Annotated in this window: 24 protein-coding genes; 17 read left to right on the top strand and 7 right to left on the bottom strand. The window is 58.7% G+C overall.

The features are described from left to right. Positions 1-297 precede the first annotated feature (297 nt). The 17 genes from rplO (at position 298) to I9185_RS13285 (ending at position 15,880) form a co-directional block, all read left to right on the top strand. Positions 298-771: a 50S ribosomal protein L15 gene (gene rplO, locus I9185_RS13365; protein ID WP_171634791.1), complete on the top strand. Its 474-nt coding sequence runs from the start codon at positions 298-300 to the stop codon at positions 769-771. 109 nt (positions 772-880) lie between these two features. Continuing rightward, on the top strand, positions 881-2,245 hold the full coding sequence (gene secY, locus I9185_RS13360; protein WP_210093297.1) for a preprotein translocase subunit SecY: 1,365 nt from the start codon (positions 881-883) through the stop codon (positions 2,243-2,245). Further along, positions 2,242-2,886 carry an adenylate kinase gene (locus tag I9185_RS13355; protein WP_170346439.1) on the top strand — a complete coding sequence of 215 codons (645 nt, stop codon included), beginning with the start codon at positions 2,242-2,244 and terminating at the stop codon, positions 2,884-2,886. The genes secY and I9185_RS13355 overlap by 4 nt, the downstream gene beginning before the upstream one ends. A gap of 200 nt (positions 2,887-3,086) precedes the next feature. Next, positions 3,087-3,455: a 30S ribosomal protein S13 gene (rpsM, locus tag I9185_RS13350; protein ID WP_008757392.1), complete on the top strand. Its 369-nt coding sequence runs from the start codon at positions 3,087-3,089 to the stop codon at positions 3,453-3,455. A 15-nt stretch (positions 3,456-3,470) separates the two neighbouring features. Further along, complete coding sequence (gene rpsK / locus I9185_RS13345; RefSeq protein WP_008757289.1) at positions 3,471-3,860, top strand: 30S ribosomal protein S11; 390 nt, start codon at positions 3,471-3,473, stop codon at positions 3,858-3,860. A 114-nt stretch (positions 3,861-3,974) separates the two neighbouring features. Next, positions 3,975-4,991: a DNA-directed RNA polymerase subunit alpha gene (locus tag I9185_RS13340; RefSeq protein ID WP_117870179.1), complete on the top strand. Its 1,017-nt coding sequence runs from the start codon at positions 3,975-3,977 to the stop codon at positions 4,989-4,991. Between the two features lie 130 nt (positions 4,992-5,121). Then, positions 5,122-5,544, top strand: a complete 423-nt coding sequence (gene rplQ, locus I9185_RS13335; RefSeq protein ID WP_170687292.1) for a 50S ribosomal protein L17 — start codon at positions 5,122-5,124, stop codon at positions 5,542-5,544. A 159-nt stretch (positions 5,545-5,703) separates the two neighbouring features. After that, positions 5,704-7,089 carry a trypsin-like peptidase domain-containing protein gene (locus I9185_RS13330; protein WP_171634785.1) on the top strand — a complete coding sequence of 462 codons (1,386 nt, stop codon included), beginning with the start codon at positions 5,704-5,706 and terminating at the stop codon, positions 7,087-7,089. 3 nt (positions 7,090-7,092) lie between these two features. Further along, the gene (locus tag I9185_RS13325; RefSeq protein WP_210093296.1) at positions 7,093-8,403 is read left to right on the top strand and encodes a replication-associated recombination protein A; all 1,311 of its coding nucleotides are present in this window, start codon (positions 7,093-7,095) and stop codon (positions 8,401-8,403) included. A gap of 46 nt (positions 8,404-8,449) precedes the next feature. After that, complete coding sequence (locus tag I9185_RS13320) at positions 8,450-8,650, top strand: hypothetical protein (RefSeq protein ID WP_210093295.1); 201 nt, start codon at positions 8,450-8,452, stop codon at positions 8,648-8,650. A 120-nt stretch (positions 8,651-8,770) separates the two neighbouring features. After that, on the top strand, positions 8,771-9,814 hold the full coding sequence (locus I9185_RS13315; protein WP_171634779.1) for an RluA family pseudouridine synthase: 1,044 nt from the start codon (positions 8,771-8,773) through the stop codon (positions 9,812-9,814). After that, entirely contained in the window at positions 9,811-10,482 is a 672-nt protein-coding gene (locus tag I9185_RS13310) for an HAD-IA family hydrolase (RefSeq protein WP_171724227.1), read from the top strand. Before I9185_RS13315 ends, I9185_RS13310 begins: the two co-directional genes overlap by 4 nt. Positions 10,483-10,485: 3 nt before the next feature. Beyond that, on the top strand, positions 10,486-11,193 hold the full coding sequence (locus I9185_RS13305) for an ATP12 family protein (RefSeq protein ID WP_210093294.1): 708 nt from the start codon (positions 10,486-10,488) through the stop codon (positions 11,191-11,193). A 205-nt stretch (positions 11,194-11,398) separates the two neighbouring features. Beyond that, a complete protein-coding gene (locus tag I9185_RS13300; RefSeq protein WP_171724225.1) occupies positions 11,399-12,415 on the top strand; it encodes an amino acid ABC transporter substrate-binding protein in 1,017 nt (338 codons plus the stop codon). A gap of 126 nt (positions 12,416-12,541) precedes the next feature. Then, on the top strand, positions 12,542-13,774 hold the full coding sequence (locus tag I9185_RS13295) for an ABC transporter permease subunit (RefSeq protein WP_171205994.1): 1,233 nt from the start codon (positions 12,542-12,544) through the stop codon (positions 13,772-13,774). A gap of 3 nt (positions 13,775-13,777) precedes the next feature. Beyond that, entirely contained in the window at positions 13,778-15,076 is a 1,299-nt protein-coding gene (locus I9185_RS13290; protein WP_171119635.1) for an amino acid ABC transporter permease, read from the top strand. A gap of 12 nt (positions 15,077-15,088) precedes the next feature. After that, positions 15,089-15,880, top strand: coding sequence for an amino acid ABC transporter ATP-binding protein (locus tag I9185_RS13285; protein ID WP_171724223.1), 792 nt, complete (start codon positions 15,089-15,091; stop codon positions 15,878-15,880). Between the two features lie 49 nt (positions 15,881-15,929). Here I9185_RS13285 and I9185_RS13280 read toward each other — a convergent pair whose 3' ends face one another. The 7 genes from I9185_RS13280 to I9185_RS13250 form a co-directional block, all read right to left on the bottom strand. Further along, positions 15,930-16,427, bottom strand: coding sequence for a histidine phosphatase family protein (locus I9185_RS13280; RefSeq protein WP_171724222.1), 498 nt, complete (start codon positions 16,425-16,427; stop codon positions 15,930-15,932). Then, the gene (locus I9185_RS13275) at positions 16,424-17,110 is read right to left on the bottom strand and encodes a ferredoxin (RefSeq protein WP_209834584.1); all 687 of its coding nucleotides are present in this window, start codon (positions 17,108-17,110) and stop codon (positions 16,424-16,426) included. The genes I9185_RS13280 and I9185_RS13275 overlap by 4 nt, the downstream gene beginning before the upstream one ends. A 24-nt stretch (positions 17,111-17,134) precedes the next feature. Further along, on the bottom strand, positions 17,135-17,998 hold the full coding sequence (argB, locus tag I9185_RS13270; RefSeq protein ID WP_171119631.1) for an acetylglutamate kinase: 864 nt from the start codon (positions 17,996-17,998) through the stop codon (positions 17,135-17,137). A 60-nt stretch (positions 17,999-18,058) separates the two neighbouring features. Continuing rightward, complete coding sequence (gene yihA / locus I9185_RS13265; protein ID WP_152456923.1) at positions 18,059-18,712, bottom strand: ribosome biogenesis GTP-binding protein YihA/YsxC; 654 nt, start codon at positions 18,710-18,712, stop codon at positions 18,059-18,061. Further along, complete coding sequence (locus tag I9185_RS13260; protein WP_171724219.1) at positions 18,709-19,446, bottom strand: MOSC N-terminal beta barrel domain-containing protein; 738 nt, start codon at positions 19,444-19,446, stop codon at positions 18,709-18,711. The genes yihA and I9185_RS13260 overlap by 4 nt, the downstream gene beginning before the upstream one ends. Next, the gene (yidC, locus tag I9185_RS13255; RefSeq protein WP_210093293.1) at positions 19,443-21,266 is read right to left on the bottom strand and encodes a membrane protein insertase YidC; all 1,824 of its coding nucleotides are present in this window, start codon (positions 21,264-21,266) and stop codon (positions 19,443-19,445) included. Before yidC ends, I9185_RS13260 begins: the two co-directional genes overlap by 4 nt. A gap of 126 nt (positions 21,267-21,392) precedes the next feature. Beyond that, on the bottom strand, positions 21,393-22,925 hold the full coding sequence (locus I9185_RS13250; RefSeq protein WP_210093292.1) for a GGDEF domain-containing phosphodiesterase: 1,533 nt from the start codon (positions 22,923-22,925) through the stop codon (positions 21,393-21,395). Between the last annotated feature and the right edge of the window lie 14 nt (positions 22,926-22,939).

The following is a 22,939-nucleotide window of genomic DNA, read 5'->3' as shown; positions in this document are numbered from 1 at the left end:
CAAGTGTTTGCAGGCCACCGGATAGACGACCCCCCCGACATAGCAAGCGGTTTTTGTAAAGGTCGCTGCATTTCACGGTCACTTTTCGGTCAAAGGCCGGCAGAGGTGCCCTTTGCGTAACACTGGGCTCAAGACCTCATGCCGACACTTCGCGGCGCAGGACAATCTACAGGCTTGTCAAGTGCGGTCATCGGGCCTATACGCCTGCGGTGGCTTTCCGCCACGAGAATCAAAACCAAGAAATGCCGTGTTTGGCCCATCACGCTTCGGGGTCACATCCGGCTTAGGAGAAGCGATATGAAACTGAACGAACTGCGCGACAATCCTGGCGCCGCACCGAAACGCACCCGCGTTGGCCGTGGTCCCGGTTCCGGCAAAGGTAAAATGGGTGGCCGTGGTATCAAAGGCCAGAAATCCCGTTCGGGTGTGGCCATCAATGGCTACGAAGGCGGCCAGATGCCACTGTACCAGCGTCTGCCCAAGCGCGGCTTCAACAAGCCGAACCGCAAGGAATTCGCCGTTATCAATCTGGGTCTGATCCAGAAATTCGTCGACGCCGGCAAGCTGGACGCTTCGGCTGCGATCACCGAAGACGCTCTGGTTGCGTCCGGTCTGGTGCGCCGCAAGCTGGACGGTATCCGCGTTCTGGCCAAAGGCGAAATCAGCGCCAAGGTGAACCTTGAAGTAACCGGTGCTTCGAAATCTGCCGTCGAGGCAGTTGAGAAAGCGGGCGGTTCACTGAAGGTCACAAAAGCTGCTGCGGCAGAGTAATCGCTTGTGAGCGGGCAAAGACCCGCTTACATAGACCTCAGAGTTTTCCAAGACGCCGTCCGAGCCGGAAAACGGTTCCGGGCGGCGTTTGCATAAGAGAGACCGATTTATGGTATCAGCAGCAGAACAAATGGCAGCCAACACAAGCTGGGCTGCTTTGGGCAAGGCCACCGATCTGCGCAACCGCATCCTGTTCACGCTGGGTTTGCTGATCGTCTATCGTCTGGGCACCTTTATTCCGGTGCCGGGGATTGACGGAGCAGCTTTGCGCGAATTCATGGAGCAGGCGGGGCAGGGCATCGGCGGCATGATTTCGATGTTCACCGGCGGGGCGCTGGGGCGGATGGGTATCTTTGCCCTCGGCATCATGCCTTACATCTCGGCCTCGATCATCGTTCAACTGCTGACATCCATGGTTCCCGCGCTCGAACAGCTCAAGAAAGAGGGCGAGCAGGGGCGCAAGAAGATCAACCAGTACACCCGGTTCGGCACCGTGGCTCTGGCCACCGTTCAGGCCTACGGTCTGGCCGTTTCGCTGGAATCGGGCGATCTGGCGACTGATCCGGGGCTCTATTTCCGCATGTCGACCATGATAACGCTGGTTGGCGGCACCATGTTCCTGATGTGGCTGGGTGAACAGATCACCGCGCGCGGGATCGGCAATGGTATCTCTTTGATCATCTTCGTCGGCATCATCGCCGAGGTTCCGGCTGCTCTGGCGCAGTTCTTTGCAAGCGGCCGCAGCGGAGCGATCAGCCCTGCCGTGATCGTTGGCGTGATCGTCATGGTAATCGCGGTCATCACCTTCGTGGTGTTCATGGAGCGCGCCCTGCGCAAGATCCACATTCAGTATCCGCGTCGTCAGGCAGGTATGAAAATCTACGAAGGCGGCTCAAGCCACCTGCCAGTCAAGGTCAACCCTGCGGGTGTCATTCCGGCGATCTTCGCCAGCTCGCTGCTGCTGCTGCCGGTCACGATCTCGACCTTCTCGTCCGGTGCTGCCAACGGGCCGGTCATGTCGTGGCTGCTGGCCAATTTCGGCCCCGGACAGCCGCTGTATCTGCTGTTCTTCGCGTCGATGATCGTGTTCTTTGCCTATTTCTACACGTTCAACGTGTCGTTCAAGCCGGACGATGTGGCGGACAACCTGAAAAAGCAGAACGGGTTCGTGCCCGGTATCCGCCCCGGCAAGAAAACCGCCGAGTATCTGGAATACGTGGTCAATCGCGTGCTGGTTCTGGGTTCGGCCTATCTGGCCGCCGTGTGTCTGCTGCCTGAAATCCTGCGGGGCCAGTTTGCCATTCCGTTCTATTTCGGCGGCACCTCGGTTCTGATTATCGTCTCTGTGACCATGGACACGATCCAGCAGGTTCAGAGCCATCTGCTGGCGCATCAATATGAAGGGCTGATCGAAAAGTCCCAACTGCGTGGCAAAGGCAAGAAACGCGGCAGAAAGGGAGCTGCTCGTCGATGAACATCATTCTTCTGGGCCCCCCGGGGGCAGGCAAGGGAACGCAGGCGCGTCACCTGGTTGAAACCCGCGGTATGATCCAGCTGAGCACGGGTGACATGCTGCGCGAGGCGCGGACCAGCGGCACAGAGATGGGCAAGAAGGTTGCAGCGATCATGGACGCGGGCAAGCTTGTCACCGATGAGATCGTGATCGGCCTGATCGAAGAGAAACTGACCACCGAAAAGGGCGCCGGTTTCATCTTTGACGGCTTCCCGCGCACGCTGGCACAGGCCGACGCGCTGTCGGCCCTGCTGACCAAGCTGGGTCAGTCTCTGCACACCGTGATCGAGATGCGTGTGGATGATGATGCGCTGGTGGAACGGATTACCGCGCGGTCAACCTGCGGCGGATGTGGTGAGGTCTACAACGACAAGACCAAGCCGATCCCGGCTGATGGAAAGTGCACCAATTGCGGCAAGGAAAACGACTTCGTGCGTCGCGCTGACGACAACGAGGAAAGCCTTCGCACGCGTCTGATGGAATACTACAAGAAGACGTCGCCGCTGATTGGCTATTACTACGCCAAGGGTGATCTGCGCCCGGTGAACGGGCTGGCGGACATCAAGGAAGTCACGGCGTCGATCGAAGCCATTCTCGGCTGAGTTCAATATGGGCTTGACGGCACCGCCAAAAGCCCATATCGACCCCCATCCCTAAAGGGAATCAAGACCGCGTGCGGGATTCGTCCCAACCGCCCCGACCACCTCGAATAATGCTGAACCCTCTGGCCACACTGCCACGGTAAAGCGTTGTGAAAAAAGGTTCTGGAGTTACGGAACCGCAACGAAAAGGAAAGTGACACGTGGCACGTATTGCCGGCGTAAACATCCCGACTGCAAAGCGGGTACCTATCGCCCTCACATATATCACCGGTATCGGAAACACTTCGGCCAAAGCGATCTGCGAAGCCGTGGGCATTGAAGCGCACCGTCGCGTCAACGAACTGTCCGACGCCGAAGTTCTGGCCATCCGCGAGCACATCGATGCAAATTTCACCGTTGAAGGTGACCTGCGTCGCGAAGTTCAGATGAACGTCAAACGTCTGATGGACCTGGGCTGCTATCGCGGTCTGCGTCACCGCCGCAACCTGCCGGTTCGCGGTCAGCGTACCCACACCAACGCTCGTACCCGCAAAGGCCCCGCAAAGGCCATCGCTGGTAAGAAGAAATAAGGGAGGGTCTGACCGATGGCACGTGACAAGACTCGCGTTAAGCGCAAAGAGCGCAAGAACATCGCATCGGGCGTTGCCCATGTGAATTCGACCTTCAACAACACCAAGATCCTGATCTCGGACGTACAGGGCAACGCCATCTCGTGGTCGTCTGCCGGTACCATGGGCTTCAAGGGATCGCGGAAATCGACCCCCTACGCCGCTCAGATGGCTGCCGAAGACGCAGGCAAGAAGGCGCAGGAACATGGCGTTAAGACGCTGGAAGTCGAAGTTCAGGGCCCCGGTTCGGGCCGTGAATCGGCACTGCGCGCGCTGGCTGCAGTGGGCTTCAACATCACGTCGATCCGCGACGTGACACCGATTGCTCACAACGGCTGCCGTCCGCCGAAGCGTCGTCGCGTCTAAACGATTTTGAATTGAGCTGGGGCTGTGTTTCTGCACGGCCCCAGCACGTCATTTTGAACCTCGGGCGTCTGCACCTTGTTGGTCATGGGGCGCGGACAGGAATGGAGGGATTACATGATCCACAAGAATTGGGCAGAATTGATCAAGCCGACCCAGCTGGAAGCCAAGCCGGGCAATGATCCTGCACGTCAGGCCACCCTGGTTGCCGAACCGCTGGAGCGTGGCTTTGGTCTGACCCTGGGCAACGCCCTGCGCCGCGTCCTGATGAGCTCGCTGCAAGGCGCGGCCATCACCAGCGTCCAGATCGACAACGTTTTGCACGAGTTCTCGAGCGTCGCAGGCGTTCGCGAAGACGTCACCGACATCATCCTGAACCTCAAGCAGGTTGCCCTGCGCATGGAAGTCGAAGGCCCCAAGCGCCTGTCGATCAATGCCAAAGGCCCCGCAGTCGTCACCGCGGGTGACATCAGCGAAAGCGCCGGTATCGAGGTTCTGAACCGCGACCACGTCATCTGCCACCTCGACGATGGCGCTGACCTGTTCATGGAACTGACCGTCAACACCGGCAAGGGCTATGTCTCGGCCGAGAAGAACAAGCCTGAAGACGCGCCTATCGGCCTGATCCCGATTGATGCGATCTATTCGCCGGTTAAAAAGGTCGCTTATGACGTTCAGCCGACCCGTGAAGGTCAGGTTCTGGACTATGACAAACTGACCCTGAAGATCGAAACCGATGGTTCGATCACGCCGGAAGACGCACTGGCCTTTGCCGCTCGTATCCTTCAGGATCAGCTGTCGATCTTCGTCAACTTCGACGAGCCGGAATCGGCAAGCCGTCAGGACGAGGACGATGGTCTGGAGTTCAACCCGCTGCTGCTGAAGAAGGTGGACGAGCTGGAACTGTCGGTCCGTTCGGCAAACTGCCTGAAGAACGACAACATCGTCTATATCGGCGATCTGATCCAGAAGACCGAAGCCGAGATGCTGCGCACTCCGAACTTCGGTCGCAAGTCGCTGAACGAGATCAAGGAAGTTCTTTCCGGCATGGGCCTGCACCTGGGCATGGATGTCGAGGACTGGCCGCCCGACAACATCGAAGATCTGGCGAAGAAATTCGAAGACGCGTTCTAAGCGCGTCTTCCCCAATGCCCGGCCCGAAGTGGGAATATCCGGGGACAATATGGGCATTTCCGCCCCAAGGAGAGCCGGTGACACGCATCGCCGGCCAGACAAAGCAAAACGCGAAAGAAGGAACTAGAAAATGCGTCACGCACGTGGTTACCGCCGCCTGAACCGTACTCATGAGCACCGCAAGGCGCTGTTTGCGAACATGGCTGGCTCGCTCATCGAGCATGAGCAAATCAAAACGACTCTGCCCAAGGCAAAAGAACTGCGCCCGATCGTTGAAAAACTGATCACTCTGGGCAAGCGCGGCGACCTGCACGCCCGCCGTCAGGCCGCAGCACAGCTGAAGGAAGACAAAGACGTCGCCAAGCTGTTCGAAGTTCTGGGCCCCCGCTACGCCGAGCGTCAGGGCGGTTATGTCCGCATCCTGAAGGCTGGCTTCCGCTATGGCGACATGGCCCCGATGGCGATCATCGAATTCGTTGATCGTGACGTCGACGCCAAGGGCGCGGCCGACAAAGCCCGCGTTGCCGCCGAAGAGGCAGCAGACGAAGAATAAGATCTGATCCAGGGTCACGGTCGAACCTCCGTTCGGGAAACCGGACGGAGGTTCTTTCGTTATGGCATGCCGGCATGTTGCGGGGCATACCCGACCGCCGACTTGCAATTCGGATTTTGTGTCAGCATATCTGGGCCAATCGCAAAAAACGGAGCCACCATGATCCGCGTAATGCTGACCCTTGTTGCCTTGACCTGCGCGACGCAAGGAATGGCCGAAACGAAAGTTCCGCAGTCACAGGCCGAGATTTCGTTAGGATTTGCCCCGGTCGTGAAGCAGGCATCACCGGCGGTTGTGAACATCTATGCCAAGATCGTCCGGCAGGGCCGGGCAAGCCCGTTTTTCTCGGACCCGTTCTTTCAGGATTTCTTTGGCCGGGGATTTGGCGAACCACGTCAGCGGGTTCAAAACTCGTTGGGTTCCGGGGTTATCCTGTCGGACGATGGGTATGTTGTTTCCAACTATCACGTGGTTGGCTCTGCGACCGAGATCCGGGTTGTCACCACGGATCGGCGCGAGTTTTCGGCCGAGGTTGTGCTGGGCCATGAGGAAAGCGATATCGCGATCCTGCGCTTGAAGGAGGCCGAAGATCTGCCCTACCTGACCCTTCGCGATTCCGACCAGGTCGAAGTCGGAGAGCTGGCGCTGGCCATCGGAAACCCGTTCGGGGTGGGGCAGACGGTATCTTCCGGCATCATCTCGGGGCTGGCGCGCACGGGCACGGCAACCGGGAATGGCCGCGGATATTTCATCCAGACGGATGCGGCAATCAACCCTGGCAACTCCGGTGGGGCGCTGATCGATGTGAATGGCCAGCTTATCGGGATCAATACCTCGATTCTGACCCGATCGGGTGGGTCAAACGGAATAGGCTTTGCCATCCCCGCCAATCTGGTGGCGCAATTCCTCAAGCAGGCGCAGCAGGGAAACGAAACCTTCGTCAGCCCGTGGGCAGGAATGTCGGGTCAACATATGAGTGCGGATATCGCGGAATCCCTTGGTTTGGCCATCCCGTTGGGCGTTGTGGTCTCTGATCTGCATGAGCTCAGCCCTTTGCGCGACGCAGGGTTCAGAGTTGGAGACGTGGTAACCCATGTGGACGGGGATGAGGTCAATTCACCCGCCGAGATGAAGTTTCGGATGTCGGTCGCCGGAGTGGGCGGAACCTCGGTTCTGACCCGTCTGCGCGGCGACCAAAGTGACCAGGTTGAGGTGGCGCTTATCAAAGCCCCCGATGTTCCGGCCGCCGAAGAAACGACGTTGAACGACAGAACCGTTCTTCCGGGGTTGGTGGTGTCCCGGGTCAACCCCGCGGTGATCACCAGGATGGGATTGCCGCTGTCGCTGACGGGTGTCGTCGTGGTGGATCCCGGCCCGTATGGCGGAAGGGCGGGATTGCGAACCGGTGATATTCTTGAAAGCATCAATGCCGATGAGATCCAGCGCCCTCGGGACGTTGAGACCGCGCTGACCGATCCGGGCCGTTACGTGCAGATAGGTCTGGTGCGCGGGGGGCGGTCCGTCTCTTTGCGGTTCCGGCTGTGACCTGTGAGTGATCTGTTCGATACCGGGGCGGCAGAACCCGCCGCTTCTCCTCACCGGCCTCTGGCTGACCGGTTGCGGCCTCGATCCCTGGCCGAGGTGATCGGGCAGGAGCAGGTGCTGGGCCCCGAGGCCCCTCTGGGTGTCATGCTGGCGGCAGGCAGTATGTCCAGCCTGATCTTCTGGGGCCCACCCGGAGTTGGAAAGACCACGATTGCACGGCTGTTGGCACAGGAAACCGATCTGCATTTCGTTCAGATCAGTGCGATCTTTACCGGTGTGCCGGATCTGAAGAAAGTCTTCGAGGCCGCGAAAATACGCCGCCAGAACGGGCAGGGCACCTTGTTGTTCGTGGACGAGATTCACCGCTTCAACAAGGCTCAGCAAGATGGGTTTCTGCCCCATATGGAAGACGGGACAATCCTGTTGGTCGGCGCAACCACCGAGAACCCGTCATTCGAACTGAATGCCGCTGTGCTCAGCCGGTCGCAGGTGCTGGTGCTGGAACGGCTGAGCCTTGCCGATCTAGAGCGTCTGACCCAGCGGGCCGAGAAAGAGCTGGGCCACGCGTTGCCATTGACGCCTGCCGCCCGCGATGCGTTGCAAGAGATGGCCGATGGCGACGGTCGGGCTTTGCTGAACCTGATCGAACAGGTTTCGGCGTGGAAGGTGGATGCGCCGCTGGGCCCCGATGCGCTGTCTACGCGTTTGATGCGGCGGGCTGCAAAATACGACAAGTCTGGTGATGAGCATTACAACCTGATCTCGGCCCTGCACAAATCGGTGCGCGGATCTGATCCCGATGCGGCCTTGTATTGGTTCGCGCGCATGCTGACCGGGGGCGAAGACCCGCGGTATCTTGCGCGCAGGATCACACGCATGGCGGTCGAGGACATAGGCCTGGCCGATCCGCAGGCGCAGGCCATTTGTTTGCAATCGTGGGAAACCTACGAACGTCTGGGTTCACCCGAGGGCGAGTTGGCGCTTGCTCAGGCGCTGGTCTATCTTGCCCTGGCGCCAAAATCCAACGGCGCCTATGTCGGCTACAAGGCGGCAATGCGGCTGGCCAAGCAATCCGGCAGCGAGCCACCGCCTAAGCATATCCTGAACGCGCCGACCTCTTTGATGAAGGAACAGGGTTACGGCGCGGGCTATGCCTATGACCACGATGCCGAGGACGGGTTTTCCGGTCAGAACTACTTCCCCGAGACGATGAAACGCCCGGTTTTGTATCAGCCGGTCGAGCGCGGTTTCGAGCGTGAGCTAAAGAAACGCCTCGATTATTTTGCCAAGCTGCGGACACAGCGGAACAGCTAGTTACGCGGGGTCAATCGTAAAGGTTCCGCGGCCGACTGGATTGAAATTGGACGCTTCCCCTGGGGCAACGCTTGCAGCGGAGGACTTGATATGCCGGTCGATCATCGAAACGCGTGGAATGCCGGTTTGTGACGCGCTTAAGGTTGAATGGGCCAACGGGTTGGATGTCATTCGCCGCGAAGGAACCGCTGGTGCGACCCGTTTCCGGGACGGAGCAGGGCGGCACGGCGACTTCTCGAACATCTGAGATCCAGAGCCAGATACCTTGACTCTTGCCGCGTTGCGCGCGACAGACGCCCATGATTTCTGGGACACGGATAAACACGCAATCCGGGCGGATCACCCGCGCGGAACAAGGGGTAATGGCATGAGTGGCGTGCAGATGATTACAGTCGCTGAAGGGGATGGGGACCAACGCGTGGATCGCTGGCTGCGCCGCCTGTTTCCGCATGTCAGCCAGGGGCGCATTGAAAAGATGTGCCGCAAGGGAGAATTGCGTGTTGACGGTAGCCGCGCCAAGGCCTCGACCCGGCTGGAGGCCGGGCAGGTTGTTCGCGTGCCGCCCTTGCCGGACGCTGATCACAAACCGGCTGAGGCCAAGCATCACATCTCGGATGCGGATGCCAAGATGATCCAATCCTGCGTGATCTACCGTGACGATCACGTTCTGGCGCTGAACAAGCCGCATGGTCTGCCGGTGCAGGGCGGCAGCGGGCAGACAAGGCATGTTGACAGCCTGTCCGAAGCGCTGCGGTTCGACTATGACGAGAACCCTCGGCTGGTCCATCGGTTGGACAAGGACACGTCAGGTGTTCTGCTGCTGGCCCGCACCCGCGAAGCCGCCAAGGGTTTGACGGCCGCTTTCCGCCACCGCGATACGCGCAAGATCTACTGGGCGCTGGTTGCCGGGGTGCCGACACCGTATCTGGGTGAGATCAAGACCGGCCTTGTCAAGGCGCCTGGTCATGGCAAGCACGGCGAGGGCGAAAAGATGATCCCCGTGCATATGAACGAAATTGACAGCACTCCGGGCGCGAAACGCGCGCATACGCATTACGCAACCCTTTATCGAGTTGCCGGCCGCGCCGCCTGGGTCGCGATGGAGCCGATCACCGGACGTACGCACCAGTTGCGGGCGCATATGGCCGCAATCGGACATCCGATTATCGGCGACGGAAAATACGGCGGTTCGGGTCAGGAAAACCTTGGCGACGGATGGGGTGCGCAACTGGGTGGGATCATCAGCAAAAAGCTGCATCTGCACGCACGGCGGCTGTCCTTCCTGCATCCGGTGACGCGGAAACCAGTGACCGTGACGGCGCCCTTGCCCGAGCATATGAAGCACAGCTGGGACACGTTCGGATGGAGCGAGGATCTGGCTGCTGATGACCCGTTTGAGGCGCTGCAATGAGCGCACCCTTGCGGCTGGTCCTGTTCGACGTCGACGGTACTCTGGTCGACAGTCAGGGCAGTATCGTTCATTCCATGACCGCCAGCTTTCAGGCCGCCTCCGTGCCGGTTCCGACGCGAAAGGCGATCCTGTCCATTGTCGGCTTGTCGCTGCCGCATGCCATCGCCCGGTTGGCGCCGGAACAGCCCCTCTCGGTCCAGAACGATCTGGTCGACGGGTATAAAGAGGCCTATCACGCCCATCGTCTTGAATTGGGCGCGGCAAGTTCGCCGCTGTACCCCGGTGCGCGCGAGGCGATTGAAGCGTTGCATGCCGTGCCCGAAGTGCTTCTTGGCGTGGCAACCGGCAAGTCGCAGCGCGGGTTGGACGCATTGATCGAAGCCCATGGGCTGGAACCGTATTTCGTGACCCGGCAGGTCGCGGATCACCACCCGTCAAAGCCGCATCCGTCCATGGTGCAGACCGCATTGGCGGAAACCGGGGTCGATCCGGGTTGTGCAGTGATGATCGGCGACACGAGCTTTGACATGGATATGGCCGCGGCTGCCGGTGTTCGCGGCATCGGCGTCACTTGGGGCTATCATGACCGATCGGCTTTGACCGCAGCTTCTTGCATTGTCGAAACCTTTGACCAGTTGCCCAATGCTCTGGCTGAGATGTGGGATTGAAAGATGAGTGACTGGAAACCGAAACGCTTCTGGAAGGACAGCACCGTTGTCGCGGTTGATGGCGGGTTCACCGTCGAACTGGATGGCCGCAGGGTCAAAACACCCGCCAAGGCAGACCTGATCCTGCCAACCCGCCCCATGGCCGAAGCGGTGGCAGGGGAATGGGACGCGCAGGAAAAAGAGGTTGATCCTGCCGTGATGCCGTTCACCCGTTCTGCAAATGCAGCGATTGACAAAGTCCGCATCCAGCACGGGGAAGTGGCCGACATGCTGGCAGATTACGGCGATTCCGATTTGTTGTGTTATCGCGCAACCCACCCGCAGGAGTTGCAGGATCGTCAGTGCTCCGAATGGGATCCCGCCTTGGATTGGGCCGAGACCGCGCTGTCTGCCCGTCTGGTTCCGGTTGCGGGCGTCCTGCATCAACCGCAGCCGGAATCCGCCCTGGCGACATTGCGTTCTCGGGTGCACGGGCTGGATGCGTTCCAACTGGCCGCTTTTCACGATCTTGTCAGCTTGTCGGGGTCATTGATTCTTGGCTTTGCGGCCGCCATGAATTGGCGCAAACCGGACGAGATATGGCGCATTTCAAGATTGGATGAAACCTGGCAGATCGAACAATGGGGCCATGACGAAGAAGCCCATCAGGTTGCCGAGGCCAAGAAAGCGGCCTTTATGCATGCCAAACGCTTCTTTGACATATCGGTTTGATCCTAAATTCCGGTTTTTTGAGCAAATCTGTAAACAGCTTGGGGCCTGATCCATCGTTTTCGATGATCCGGCCCTTGACGTTTGTTTATGAATACGCCCAAACTCAGTGCCACTAAAGGGGAGACACCTTTGGGGTAACCTATCCGGCATCCACTTGCCGGGCAGAGCCGTCTCGGACGGGGCGGAAAATCAGGAAGAGGTAAAAATGAAAAAATCCGTAATCTTGGGCGCGGCAACGATTGCCGGTCTTGCTGCTGGCGCAGCCATGGCAGGGACCGTTGACGACGTTAAAGCACGCGGCAAGCTGAATTGTGGTGTGACCACCGGTCTGGTTGGTTTTGCTGCGCCCGACGCCAATGGCGAATGGCAGGGCTTTGACGTATCGCTGTGCCGCGCCGTTGCTGCTGCTGTTCTGGGCGACGCCAACGCCGTTGAATTCGTTCCGACCACTGGTAAGACACGTTTTACCGCTCTGGCCTCGGGCGAGATCGACATGCTGGCAAGAAACACCACCTGGACCTTCAGCCGCGACGTCGACCTGAAGTTCGAATTCACTGGTGTGAACTACTATGACGGTCAGGGCTTCATGGTTCCCAAGGCGCTGGGCGTCAGCTCGGCCAAGGAACTGGACGGCGCCCGTGTCTGCATCCAGACCGGTACCACCACCGAGCTGAACCTGGCCGATTTCTTCCGTGCCAACAACATCAGCTACGAGCCGGTTCCGATCGAAACCAACGCCGAAGCGCAGCAGCAGTACCTGGCCGGTGCATGTGACGTTTACACCACTGATGCTTCGGGCCTGGCCGCAACCCGCGCCACCTTCGAAGCGCCGGACGAGCACATCCTGCTGCCCGAGATCATCTCGAAAGAGCCGCTGGGCCCGCTGGTCCGTCATGGCGATCACGAGTGGGGCGACGTTGTCCGCTGGACGCTGAACGCACTGATTTCGGCTGAAGAGCTGGGCGTGACCTCGGCAAATATCGACGAACTGAGCGCCGGCACCGACAACCCGGAAATCAACCGCCTGCTGGGTACAGAAGGCACTCTGGGTGAAATGCTGGGTCTGGATGCTGACTGGGCGGCCAAAGCGATCAAAGCTGGCGGCAACTATGGTGAAGTGTTTGCCAAGAACATCGGTGAGGAAACTCCGATCGGTCTGGCGCGGGGCCTGAACGCACAGTGGACCGAAGGCGGCCTGCTGTACTCGCCGCCGTTCCGTTAAGGCATCAATGGAAGAGGGCGCGGGGCAACCTGCGCCCTTTTCTACAATAAATTGCTGCGGGCAGATGCAGAGCGGGGAAAACCTCGCCGAAATGAAACAGCTCGCAAGCCACGGGGATCCCAAAATATGTCGACTATGACTGACCCACCGAAAGCTGATTTTCGGTTGTCTATGCTCATAAACGATACCCGCTATCGCTCTCTTACATTTCAGGTGATTGCGGCCATCGTCATTGCGCTTTCCATCTGGTATCTGGGCAACAACCTGATCCAGAACCTCAGGGCCGCAGGGCTCAATATTTCCTATGCTTTCCTCGGCGATTCAGCCGGGTACGACATCAACCAGCGTCTTGTTGAATATGACAGTCAGTCATCGCATGCACGCGCGGCACTAGTCGGTTTGCTGAACACACTGCTTGTGGCCTTTCTGGCCTGTATCACTGCAACTGTTTTCGGTGTGATCGCGGGTGTTCTGAGACTGTCGAACAACTGGCTCGTGTCGAAGCTGATGGCCGTGTATGTCGAGATCTTCCGGAACATCCCGGTTCTGATCTGGATCATCATCATCTTCACGATCATGACGGCCGTGCTGCCGGCGCCAAGCGCGTTCCGGGGGGAAAACCCGACGTCTTCAATGCTGTTTGGGTCCTTTGCCTTTACCAATCGGGGCATCTATTTTCCGCGTCCCGAATTCGCCAATGGCCTGTTTGCATCGACAGCCCTGAACTGGTTGCTGGTCATCGCCGTCCTGATCGGATCGTGGTTCGTCAGTGGCGAAGTTGAAAAACGCGCAACCAAGAAGCAGGAAGAAACCGGCGAGCGCCCCGCGACATTGTTGCCGAAACTGGCAATCTGGCTGGTGCCTTTTGTGCTGTTGATGATCATCATGGGCCTGACCTGGGATGTCCCCGAACTGAAGCGCTTTAACTTCAGCGGTGGAATGAATGCCGGCGGCCCCCTGATTGCGCTGTGGTTTGCCCTGTCGATCTATACCGGTGCCTTTATCGCGGAAAACGTGCGTGCGGGTATTCAGGCGATCAGCAAAGGTCAGACCGAGGCTGCCGCCGCGCTGGGCCTGCGTCAGGGACGGATCATGAAACTGGTCATCCTGCCCCAGGCATTGCGGGTCATCATCCCGCCGCTGATCTCGCAGTATCTGAATATCACCAAGAACTCGTCTCTCGCGATTGCCGTTGGCTATGCGGATATCACCGCAACACTGGGTGGTATTACTCTGAACCAGACCGGCCGGGCGATTGAATGCGTTCTTCTGCTGATGTTGTTCTACCTCACGGCCTCGCTGCTGATTTCGACGGGGATGAACATCTACAACGCTTCCGTCAAGCTGAAGGAGCGCTGAGCCATGAGTGATCAAGCAACAAACCCGATCGCCTTCGTGGCCGAAGGCACCATCCCGCCCTCACCGCCGCCGGCAAATGAGACGGGCGTCATCAAATGGCTGCGCGAGAATCTGTTTTCAGGGGTCGTCAACTCGATCCTGACAGTTCTGTCGCTGATCCTGATCTACATTCTTCTCAAGAATACCTTGCCATGGATTCTGAACGGAGTGTGGAATGCCAACTCGCTCGCGGAATGCCGCGAGATTCTGGGGGACAAGACCGGAGCCTGTTTCGCAGTTCTGACGGAACGCTGGCCGCAGCTGATCTATGGGTTCAAGTACCCCGTCGATGCCTATTGGCGGCCGAACCTGGCCTTTGTGCTGATGCTGGTGGCGATTGCGCCGGTGCTGTTCTTTGACTTGCCTCGCAAGATGCTGTTGTTCACTGCGGTCTATCCTTTCCTGGCTTTCTGGCTGATCTGGGGTGGCACGATCCTCGTGCCTCTGGTTGCGCTTGTTGGCTGCATAGCCGCCGGTGGTGTCTTCCAGAAGCTGGGCAACAACAACTTTGCCGCCGGGTTCTTCGGAGCGATTGTGACGGCACTGGTCATCTGGAACGTCGGAGGGGCCCTGATCCCGGAAGGCGCATCAGAAAACGCGTGGCTGACGGCCGTTCCCAGCCGTGATTTGGGCGGTTTCATGCTGAACATGATGCTGGGCGTGACCTGTGTGTCGCTGTCGGTACCACTTGGGATCGCACTGGCCTTGGGGCGACAGTCGAACATGCCGCTGATCAAGTGGGTCTGCGTCATCTTCATCGAGTTCATCCGCGGCGTGCCTCTGATCACGCTGCTGTTCGTGGCTTCGGTGATGCTGGCCTATTTCTTCCCGCCTGACAGCACGGTCGACCTGTTCCTGCGCGTTGTGATCATGATCACCATGTTCTCGTCCGCCTATATCGCCGAGGTGATCCGCGGCGGTCTGGCAGCGCTTCCGCGCGGGCAGTACGAGGCCGCAGACAGTCTTGGGTTGGATTATCCGCAGGCGATGCGGCTTATCATCCTGCCGCAGGCGCTGAAGATCTCGATCCCCGGGATCGTGAACGTGGCCGTGGGCCTGTTCAAGGATACGACACTGGTTTCGGTCATTTCGATGTTCGATCTGGTGGGTATGATCCGGGGACCCATCCTGGCGTCGACTGAATGGAACGGCGTCTACTGGGAGCTTCTGGGCTTTGCCGCGCTTCTGTTCTTCGTCGTCTGTTACGGCATCTCTCAATATTCTCAGTGGCTCGAGCGTCGCCTTGCCACAGATCATCGTTAAGGAGTTCAACACATGTCTGAACTTGCAATTGACCGCGAAATCGACCGCTCCAAGATGCAGGTGAGCGACGAGGTCGCCATCGAAATCAACAACATGAACAAGTGGTACGGGTCCTTCCACGTGCTGCGCGACATCAATCTGACCGTCAATCAGGGCGAGCGGATCGTGATCGCGGGCCCGTCAGGGTCGGGCAAGTCCACCCTGATCCGCTGCCTGAACGCACTGGAAGAACACCAGCAAGGCAAGATCGTGGTGGACGGGATCGAGCTGTCGAATGACCTGAAGAACATCGACAAGATCCGGTCCGAGGTTGGAATGGTGTTCCAGCACTTCAACCTGTTCCCGCATCTGACCATTCTGGAAAACTGTACGCTGGCCCCGATCTGGGTGCGCAAGACGCCCAAGAAAGAGGCTGAAGAGAGGGCGATGCATTTCCTGGAAAAGGTCAAAATCCCTGAACAGGCCGACAAGTATCCCGGTCAGCTTTCAGGTGGTCAGCAGCAGCGTGTCGCGATTGCCCGCTCACTGTGCATGATGCCACGGATCATGTTGTTCGATGAACCGACATCGGCGCTGGACCCCGAGATGATCAAAGAGGTGCTCGACACCATGATCGAACTGGCCGAAGAAGGTATGACCATGCTGTGCGTGACGCACGAGATGGGCTTTGCCCGTCAGGTCGCCAACCGCGTGATCTTCATGGATGCCGGTCAGATCGTGGAACAGAATGAACCCGAAGAGTTCTTCAACAACCCGCAAAGCGAGCGGACCAAACTGTTCCTGAGCCAGATTCTGGGTCACTGACCTGCACAAAGGCTGAATAAATGAAGGCGGGGTATTGCCCCGCCTTTTTCTATTCGATCAACTCACGCGGGATGGTGAACCCCAGCACTGTCCCGGTTTGCCATCGGACCTCGGCCCAGCTGTTTATTTCGAACGACATGACGGTTGTTGCACAGGTTGGATAATCGAAAAAGCGTGTATGATTTGGCGGTTGCCGCACCAGACGGTTGGCAAAATCGGCGATCCCGGGATTGTGGCCCATCATCAAAACAGCCGGTTCCGTAGCACCTGAAAGTTCCCGCAGCATGACCTTTGAATCAGCGTGGTAGAGCGCGCTGTGAAAGCTGACTTTATCGGCCTGCAAACCCATGCGATCCCATGTCTCGCGGGTGCGGGTTGATGTAGAGCTTAGGACTTCATCCGGCAACCAGCCGTGGTGACGCAACCAAGCAGCGATGGCCGGGGCTGACTTTCGTCCACGTTTGTTCAGCGGGCGGTCATGATCGCCAAGACCCGGGCTATCCCAGCTGGATTTCGCATGACGTGTCAGGATCAGAATTCGGGTCATGACGGATGAAAGGCTTTCATGTGATGGGCCGATTGTTCCGGGTCGCGTCCTGCGCCCGCGCTCAGAGGGCAGGCAAGGCGGGCCAGACACCCGCCCGCCATACAGGTCTGACCTTCAGCAGTGCCCAGATGGTCGTGGCATGCAGCGACGTCATAGAACTCCTGCGCGTTCAGCGCACTGACCGGACAGGTCGTCGTGCAAGGCGCGGCGCAGGTTTCGCAAGGCGACACGCCGGAAGGTGTTGGGATGGCGAACTCTTTGGCAAAATGCAGTGCGCCCCGATAGGAAATCATCATCCCAACGGTATCATGCACCAATGCCCCGACCGGGCTGCTGAACGTTCGCCCAGACTTGAGTGCCCAGTCAATGAATGGCGTGTACGGAGGGCCGCCGAACGGGAAATACGCCTGTGCGCCGAGCCTTTCGGCCATCTGACCGACGACCCTTTTCGACCATCGGTCAACGGGGTCGGCCCGGTGCCATTCCGGTGAGGCTTTCAGTACGGGCCAGAATTCCGGCCCGGCCCCCAACAGGATCAGCGTGCCGGTTTCGAGGTCTTTGGCTGCAACGTGGCGAGGATGCAGTGCGCCCATGACCAACAAACCAGTATCAAGGGCGGCGTTTTCAACCTGTTCATAGGGCGTCGCGTCAGGATCAGAGGAAGGCTGTGCAAGATGTGTCATGTCTCCTCCTCCTCTCTTGCGGGGTCAGTCCGGGCGTATCAGCGACCCGGCCCCATGTTCGGTGAACAGCTCCAGCAGCACGGCATTGGGTGCGCGCCCATCAAGTATGACGACAGCCCGAACGCCGCTGTGCAGGGCGTCCAGTGCGGTTTCTGTCTTGGGTATCATACCGCCTGCAATGGTGCCTTCGCGGGTCATTTCCCTTATCTGACCGGCCTTGAGTTCGGTCACGACATCGCCCGCCGCGTTCTTGACACCGGAAACATCCGTCAGCAGCAACAGACGGTCTGCCTTGAGCGAAGAAGCGATTGCTCCGGCTGCCGTGTCGCCATTGACGTTGAATGTTTCACCGTCGCGGCCTGCACCAAGCGGGGCGATGACCGGGATTACGTCATGTGAAAACAGATCATGCAGGATCTTCGGATTCATCTCGGCAGGAGTGCCGACAAAGCCCAGCGACGCATCCGTCTGATCGCAGACCATCAGGCCTGCGTCCTTGCCAGACAGGCCTACGGCTGATCCGCCCTGATCATTGATCGCCTGTACGATGCGCTTGTTCACGAGCCCGGACAGAACCATTTCGACCACTTCAACCGTGGCCTTGTCGGTCACTCGCTTGCCGTTCACGAATTCGGATTGAATGTCCAACTTGCCCAGCATTGCATTGATCATCGGACCACCGCCGTGGACGACCACCGGGTTCACACCCACCTGGCGCATCAGAACCACGTCCCGGGCAAAGCTCTCCATCGCCTCGTCGCTGCCCATGGCGTGTCCGCCAAGTTTGATGACGACGATGGCTCCGTCATAGCGCTGCAGATAGGGCAGGGCGCTGTTGAGTGTGGCTGCGGTGGCGATCCAGTCCCGGTTCATATCTCGTGTCTTCATTGCTAAAGTCCTTCTGGAAAACCGTGTTAGGACCTTTGCCCCACGCTGCCAAGGGTGAAGCTATTCCAGATGCGCAATGATGGACCGCAGGGTCGCGATGCCGTCACCCTTTTCGGAAGAGGTAAGCACGATTTCCGGAAATGCCGCGGGATGTTTGGACAACGCGGCCCGGGTTTGTTCCAGAACCTTTTCACGATCCTTGGCTTTGACCTTGTCTGCCTTGGTCAGAACGCATTGAAATGTCACGGCGCTGGTGTCCAGCAACTTCATAATTTCGTCATCGACCGGTTTCACGCCGTGGCGCGAGTCGATCAGGACAAAGGCGCGGCGCAGTGTCTGGCGCCCGCTGAGATATTGTTTCAGCAGCTTCTGCCACTTCTCGACCACTTTCACCGGGGCGTTTGCATAGCCATAGCCCGGCAGGTCCACGAGATAGAGTTCAGGGCCTTGGGTGAAAAAATTGATCTCTTGCGTGCGGCCGGGCGTGTTGGATGCGCGGGCCAGACCCTTCGTGCCGGTCAAGGCATTGATCAGGCTGGATTTGCCCACGTTCGAACGCCCCGCAAAACAGACTTCCAACCGGTCAGGTGCGGGCAGGCCATTCATGGCGACAACGCCTTTGACGAACTCGGACGGGCCTGCAAACAGCTTGCGGCCTCGCTCCAGGGCGAATTCATCCGGGTCTTCGGCCAGGGGGAAGGGAAGCGTGGTCATAGCACCTGCACCTCATCGTTGACGCGGATTTCGCCGCCCTGAACGACCTCGGCGTAAACGCCGAAATCCTGATGGTCCCAGCTGTTCAGGGCGCGCAGGGTGTCTGCGTCCCTCTCACCGGTTTCGGGATTGGCGGTGGTGGCCATACATCGCGTGATCCGCTCGCGGACGCGAAGCACGGCCTCGCCAATGCGCAGGTCCCGGCCCAGCCAGTCAAACTCATCCCACAACGGCAGACCTTCGAACCAGATATTGCCGCGCCACCGAACAATGGACAGAGTCTGGCCCAGCTTCTGTTCGACTGCGCGATGCGATGCCATGTTGCACAGGCTGATCGATGGAAAGTCGCTGTCCGTCATACCGCGCCCCGGAACCCGAACGATCCGGGCAGATGCAGCGCGGTCCGCCGGCATAAGTGGCTTTACCCAGTCCAGAAAAGCTTCTTGTTCGGTGTCCGGCGCAACGCTGAGATCCGGTCGCTGCGGGTGGCGCAATGTAACCCGGTCGCCCTGCAATTCGGCCGAAATGGCCATCAACTGAGGCGCTTTTGAACCGCGGCTGAAATTGAAACAGGGTGCCCATTCCGAACCATCGGTTTTGGCGGCCTCATGAGCGACCGCCCAAACGCGATCCCCGGGCATGGTCTGCCCGGGGATGAGTGTGACTTGGCTCAGGGCTTCTCGCCCATGGCTTTTGATCGGGTGGCGCCAAAGGCTTGAGACCGTTCCGCTCATTTGTTGTCCGTTTTTGGCGTCCGCTTGAAACCGGACTTTATGTTTCCGAATACATCCGGCTTATAGCCCTGGCTGCGCATGATCAGATATTGCTGTGTGAACGTGATCGTGTTGTTCGCGATCCAGTACACGACCAGACCACTGGCGAAACCACCCAGCATGAACATGAAGACCCAAGGCATCCAGGCAAAGATCATGGCCTGCGTCGGATCGGTTGGCGCCGGGTTCAGTTTCTGCTGCAACCACATCGAAATACCCAGCAGCAGCGGCAGAATACCGATGAAGATCAGCGCCATCAGGCTGTCAGGTTGCGGCCCGGCCCATGGCAGCCAGCCAAAGAAGTTGAAGATCGAGGTTGGATCAGGTGCGCTCAGGTCCTGGAACGGGCCGAACCATGGGGCCTGACGCAGTTCGATCGTCACGAAAATCACCTTGTACAGCGAGAAGAAGATCGGAATTTGCAACAGAATTGGCAAGCAGCCTGCGGCAGGGTTCACCTTTTCCTTTTTGTACAGCTCCATCATGCCCTGCTGCATTTTCTGGCGATCATCGCCTGCGGCTTCTTTTAGGGCCTCCATTTGCGGCTGCAATTCCTTCATCTTTGCCATCGAGACGTAGGACTTGAAGGCAAGCGGGAACAAGATGGCCTTTATGATCAGCGTCAGGCCGATGATTGACCAGCCCATGTTTCCAATCAGGGCATTGATGTTGTGCAGCAGCCAGAAGATCGGCTTGGTCAGGAAGTAGAACCAACCCCAGTCGATGCTGTCGATGAACTTCTGAACACCTTCCGCCTGATACTCCCGGATGGTTTCCCACTCCTTGGCACCGGCGAACAGTCTGGTCGTGACCTCTTCCGTTGTACCGGGCGCGACTGTCAGTGTCGGCAGCACCGTTTCCGTTTGATAAATTTTGCGACGTGAATCGTATTTGGCAGCGGCCTTGAACGCTGCACCCTCGGCCGGGATCAGGGTGGTCATCCAGTAGTGATCCGTGAACCCGATCCAGCCGCCTTCTTTGACCTGATAGACCTCGGCCTGTGCGCGTTCATTGGGGTCGATATCGAAATCGCGCACATCGCCATAGTCGATCTCATCCAGAACGCCGTCAGCCATGACCATGACGCCTTCGTGAAGAATAAAGAAGTTCTTCAGGCCCGGCAGGTCACCGTCTTCGCCCATGCCGTGGCGTGCCAGAATGCCGTAGGGGGCCATGCCGACCTCGGCGTCCGTGGCGTTCTCGACCGACTGGGTGACCGAGAACATATAGTCTTCATCCACGGCAATGGTGCGGCGGAAGGTGAGGCCGTTACCATTGTCCCAAGCCAGCGTGATCGGAGTGTCAACACCCAGAGTTTCGCCCTGCTCAAGCGTCCAAAGAGTGTTCGGGCCGGGAACGTCCGTGACCGACAGGCCCGCGCCGGGGGCCCAGCCATAAAGCGCATAATAGGCAGAGTCACTTCCAACCGGGGACAGAAGTTCGACGATCGGAGAATCCTCGGCCAGTGAAACCTTGTAATCCTTCAGCGACAGCTCATCAATTCGGCCACCGGCAAGCGACAGGCTGCCCGTCAGGCGGGGCGTGTCGATGCTCACGCGGGGCGCCTCGGCTTCGGCTTCAGTGGCGCTTGCAGTTGCTTCGCCGACCGTTCCGGTATCAGCGGCGCTGGGCGTCTGAACCTCATTCCCTTCGATGCTGGCGATTTCAGCCTGTTCCGTGGTTGGCGTCTGTTCCGGCGGAGGGAACAGCACGAACCAGACCAGGATCACGAGAAAGCTGAGCGCGGTTGCGAGGATGAGATTCTTGTTCTGATCGTCCATCTGGGACAGCCACCTTGAGCAGTGAAAGACACCCGCAGGGTTCAACAGAGTGCAGGCCCAAAGGTCAAGCGGAATCGCTCGTTATTTCGTCACGGATTGGTCTTCTGTGGCGCAGTTTCCGGTTCTTCAGCCCGTTTGCCGCCCGATTTTGGGCATTCCGTCGATCTTGTCGCGATGAGACGTGATCCAGTCCTCGGTTTTTTCGAAAGGCATGGGCTTGCCGATGCCAAACCCCTGAACATGGTCACATCCCAATTGCGCCATCAAGGCGTGTTCTCCGGGCGTCTCGACGCCTTCAGCAAGGGTTTCCAGATTCAGCCGTTCTGCCATGGTCAGAATTGCGCTGGCCAACTGCTGCTGGCTTGGGTCCTGGTCCGCCTTTGTCACGAAAGAACGGTCGATTTTGATCCGGGACACGTTGAACCGCTTGATTGAAGCGATCGAGGCATGCCCTGTGCCGAAATCGTCCAGATCGATACAGCACCCCATCGCGGCCAAGCCCGTGACATTGCGGGTGATTACGTCATCCGGTCCTCTGGAAAACACGGTCTCCAATACTTCGACCGCCAATCTGTCCGGGGTCAGATCGCATTGATCCAATTCCCATTTCAGGCGGTCGATCAGCCCCGGGTCGCGCAATTCGTCCGACGAGAAGTTGATGCCGATGCGTGGTACGGTCAGACCGGCGCGATCCCATTCGCGCATTGCGCAAAAGGCGTGATGCCGCATCGCCTGTCCCAGTTTGCCCATCAACTCTGCCTGTTCGGCAAAGGGCAGAAAGATATTGGGGCCCAGCACTCCCTTTGCCGGGTGTTCCCAGCGGGCCAGAGCCTCGAACCCGGACACACGCCCGGTATCCGTCGAGATCTGCGGTTGAAACCATGGTCGAATTTCACCGCTTTCCAGCGCCGCCTCAAATTCCTTGCGCAGATTGGTTCTGACCTGAGCTCGGCGACGTGTTTCGGACGAAAAGGCACGAATCGTTGACGGCCCGTTTTGCTGTGCTTCTTGCAGCGCGTTGTTAGCAGCGTTGCACCAGTCTGTCGCGGTGCCGTCGGGGACATTGCTGCTGAGGCAGAAACCGATGGAGCAGGACATGTAAACTCCGGTTCCGTTCAGCATGATTGGGTCTTCGACAGAAGATTGCATTCGTCCCGACATCTGAATGCAGGTTTCCAGATCAAGCTGTTGCGTCGGGTGCAGAACAACCATCATCTTGTTTCCATCGATCCGGGTTGCGGAGTCAATGGCGCGGATCATGGACATGATGCGCAAACAGAATTGCTGCGCCACATGGTTCGCTGCTGCTTGGCCATGCAGATCGAGCATTTGCATATAGTCGTCCAGGATCACAGCGAAACAGGCCGACGTTTCACCTTTGCGGCGACTATCCCAGAGCACCTCAGACAGAACGGTTTCGAACTGGTCATTCGGCAGCAGGCCACCCTGTTGCCGTTTCCTGTTTGCCGGGTTGGGGGCCATTGCCCCTATGCCGGCAATCATCAGGGGCAAGCCCAGCGCGACCGCGATCAAAGCGCGTTCACCGCCAAGCCAGAACGCCCCCAGGCTTGTTGCCGGAACAAAGGCCAGAAAGGCTGGGCCGTATGCCACGTTTCCAAAAGCTTCAATAATACGGTCGACGAAAGGATGATTCCGCATCGGGTCCTGACCTT

This window comes from Ruegeria sp. HKCCSP346, from assembly GCF_017872595.1.
Classification (GTDB): Bacteria; Pseudomonadota; Alphaproteobacteria; order Rhodobacterales; family Rhodobacteraceae; genus Ruegeria.
The sequence above is the reverse complement of the archived record's forward strand: the minus strand, read 5'-3'. Positions and strand labels throughout refer to the sequence as shown.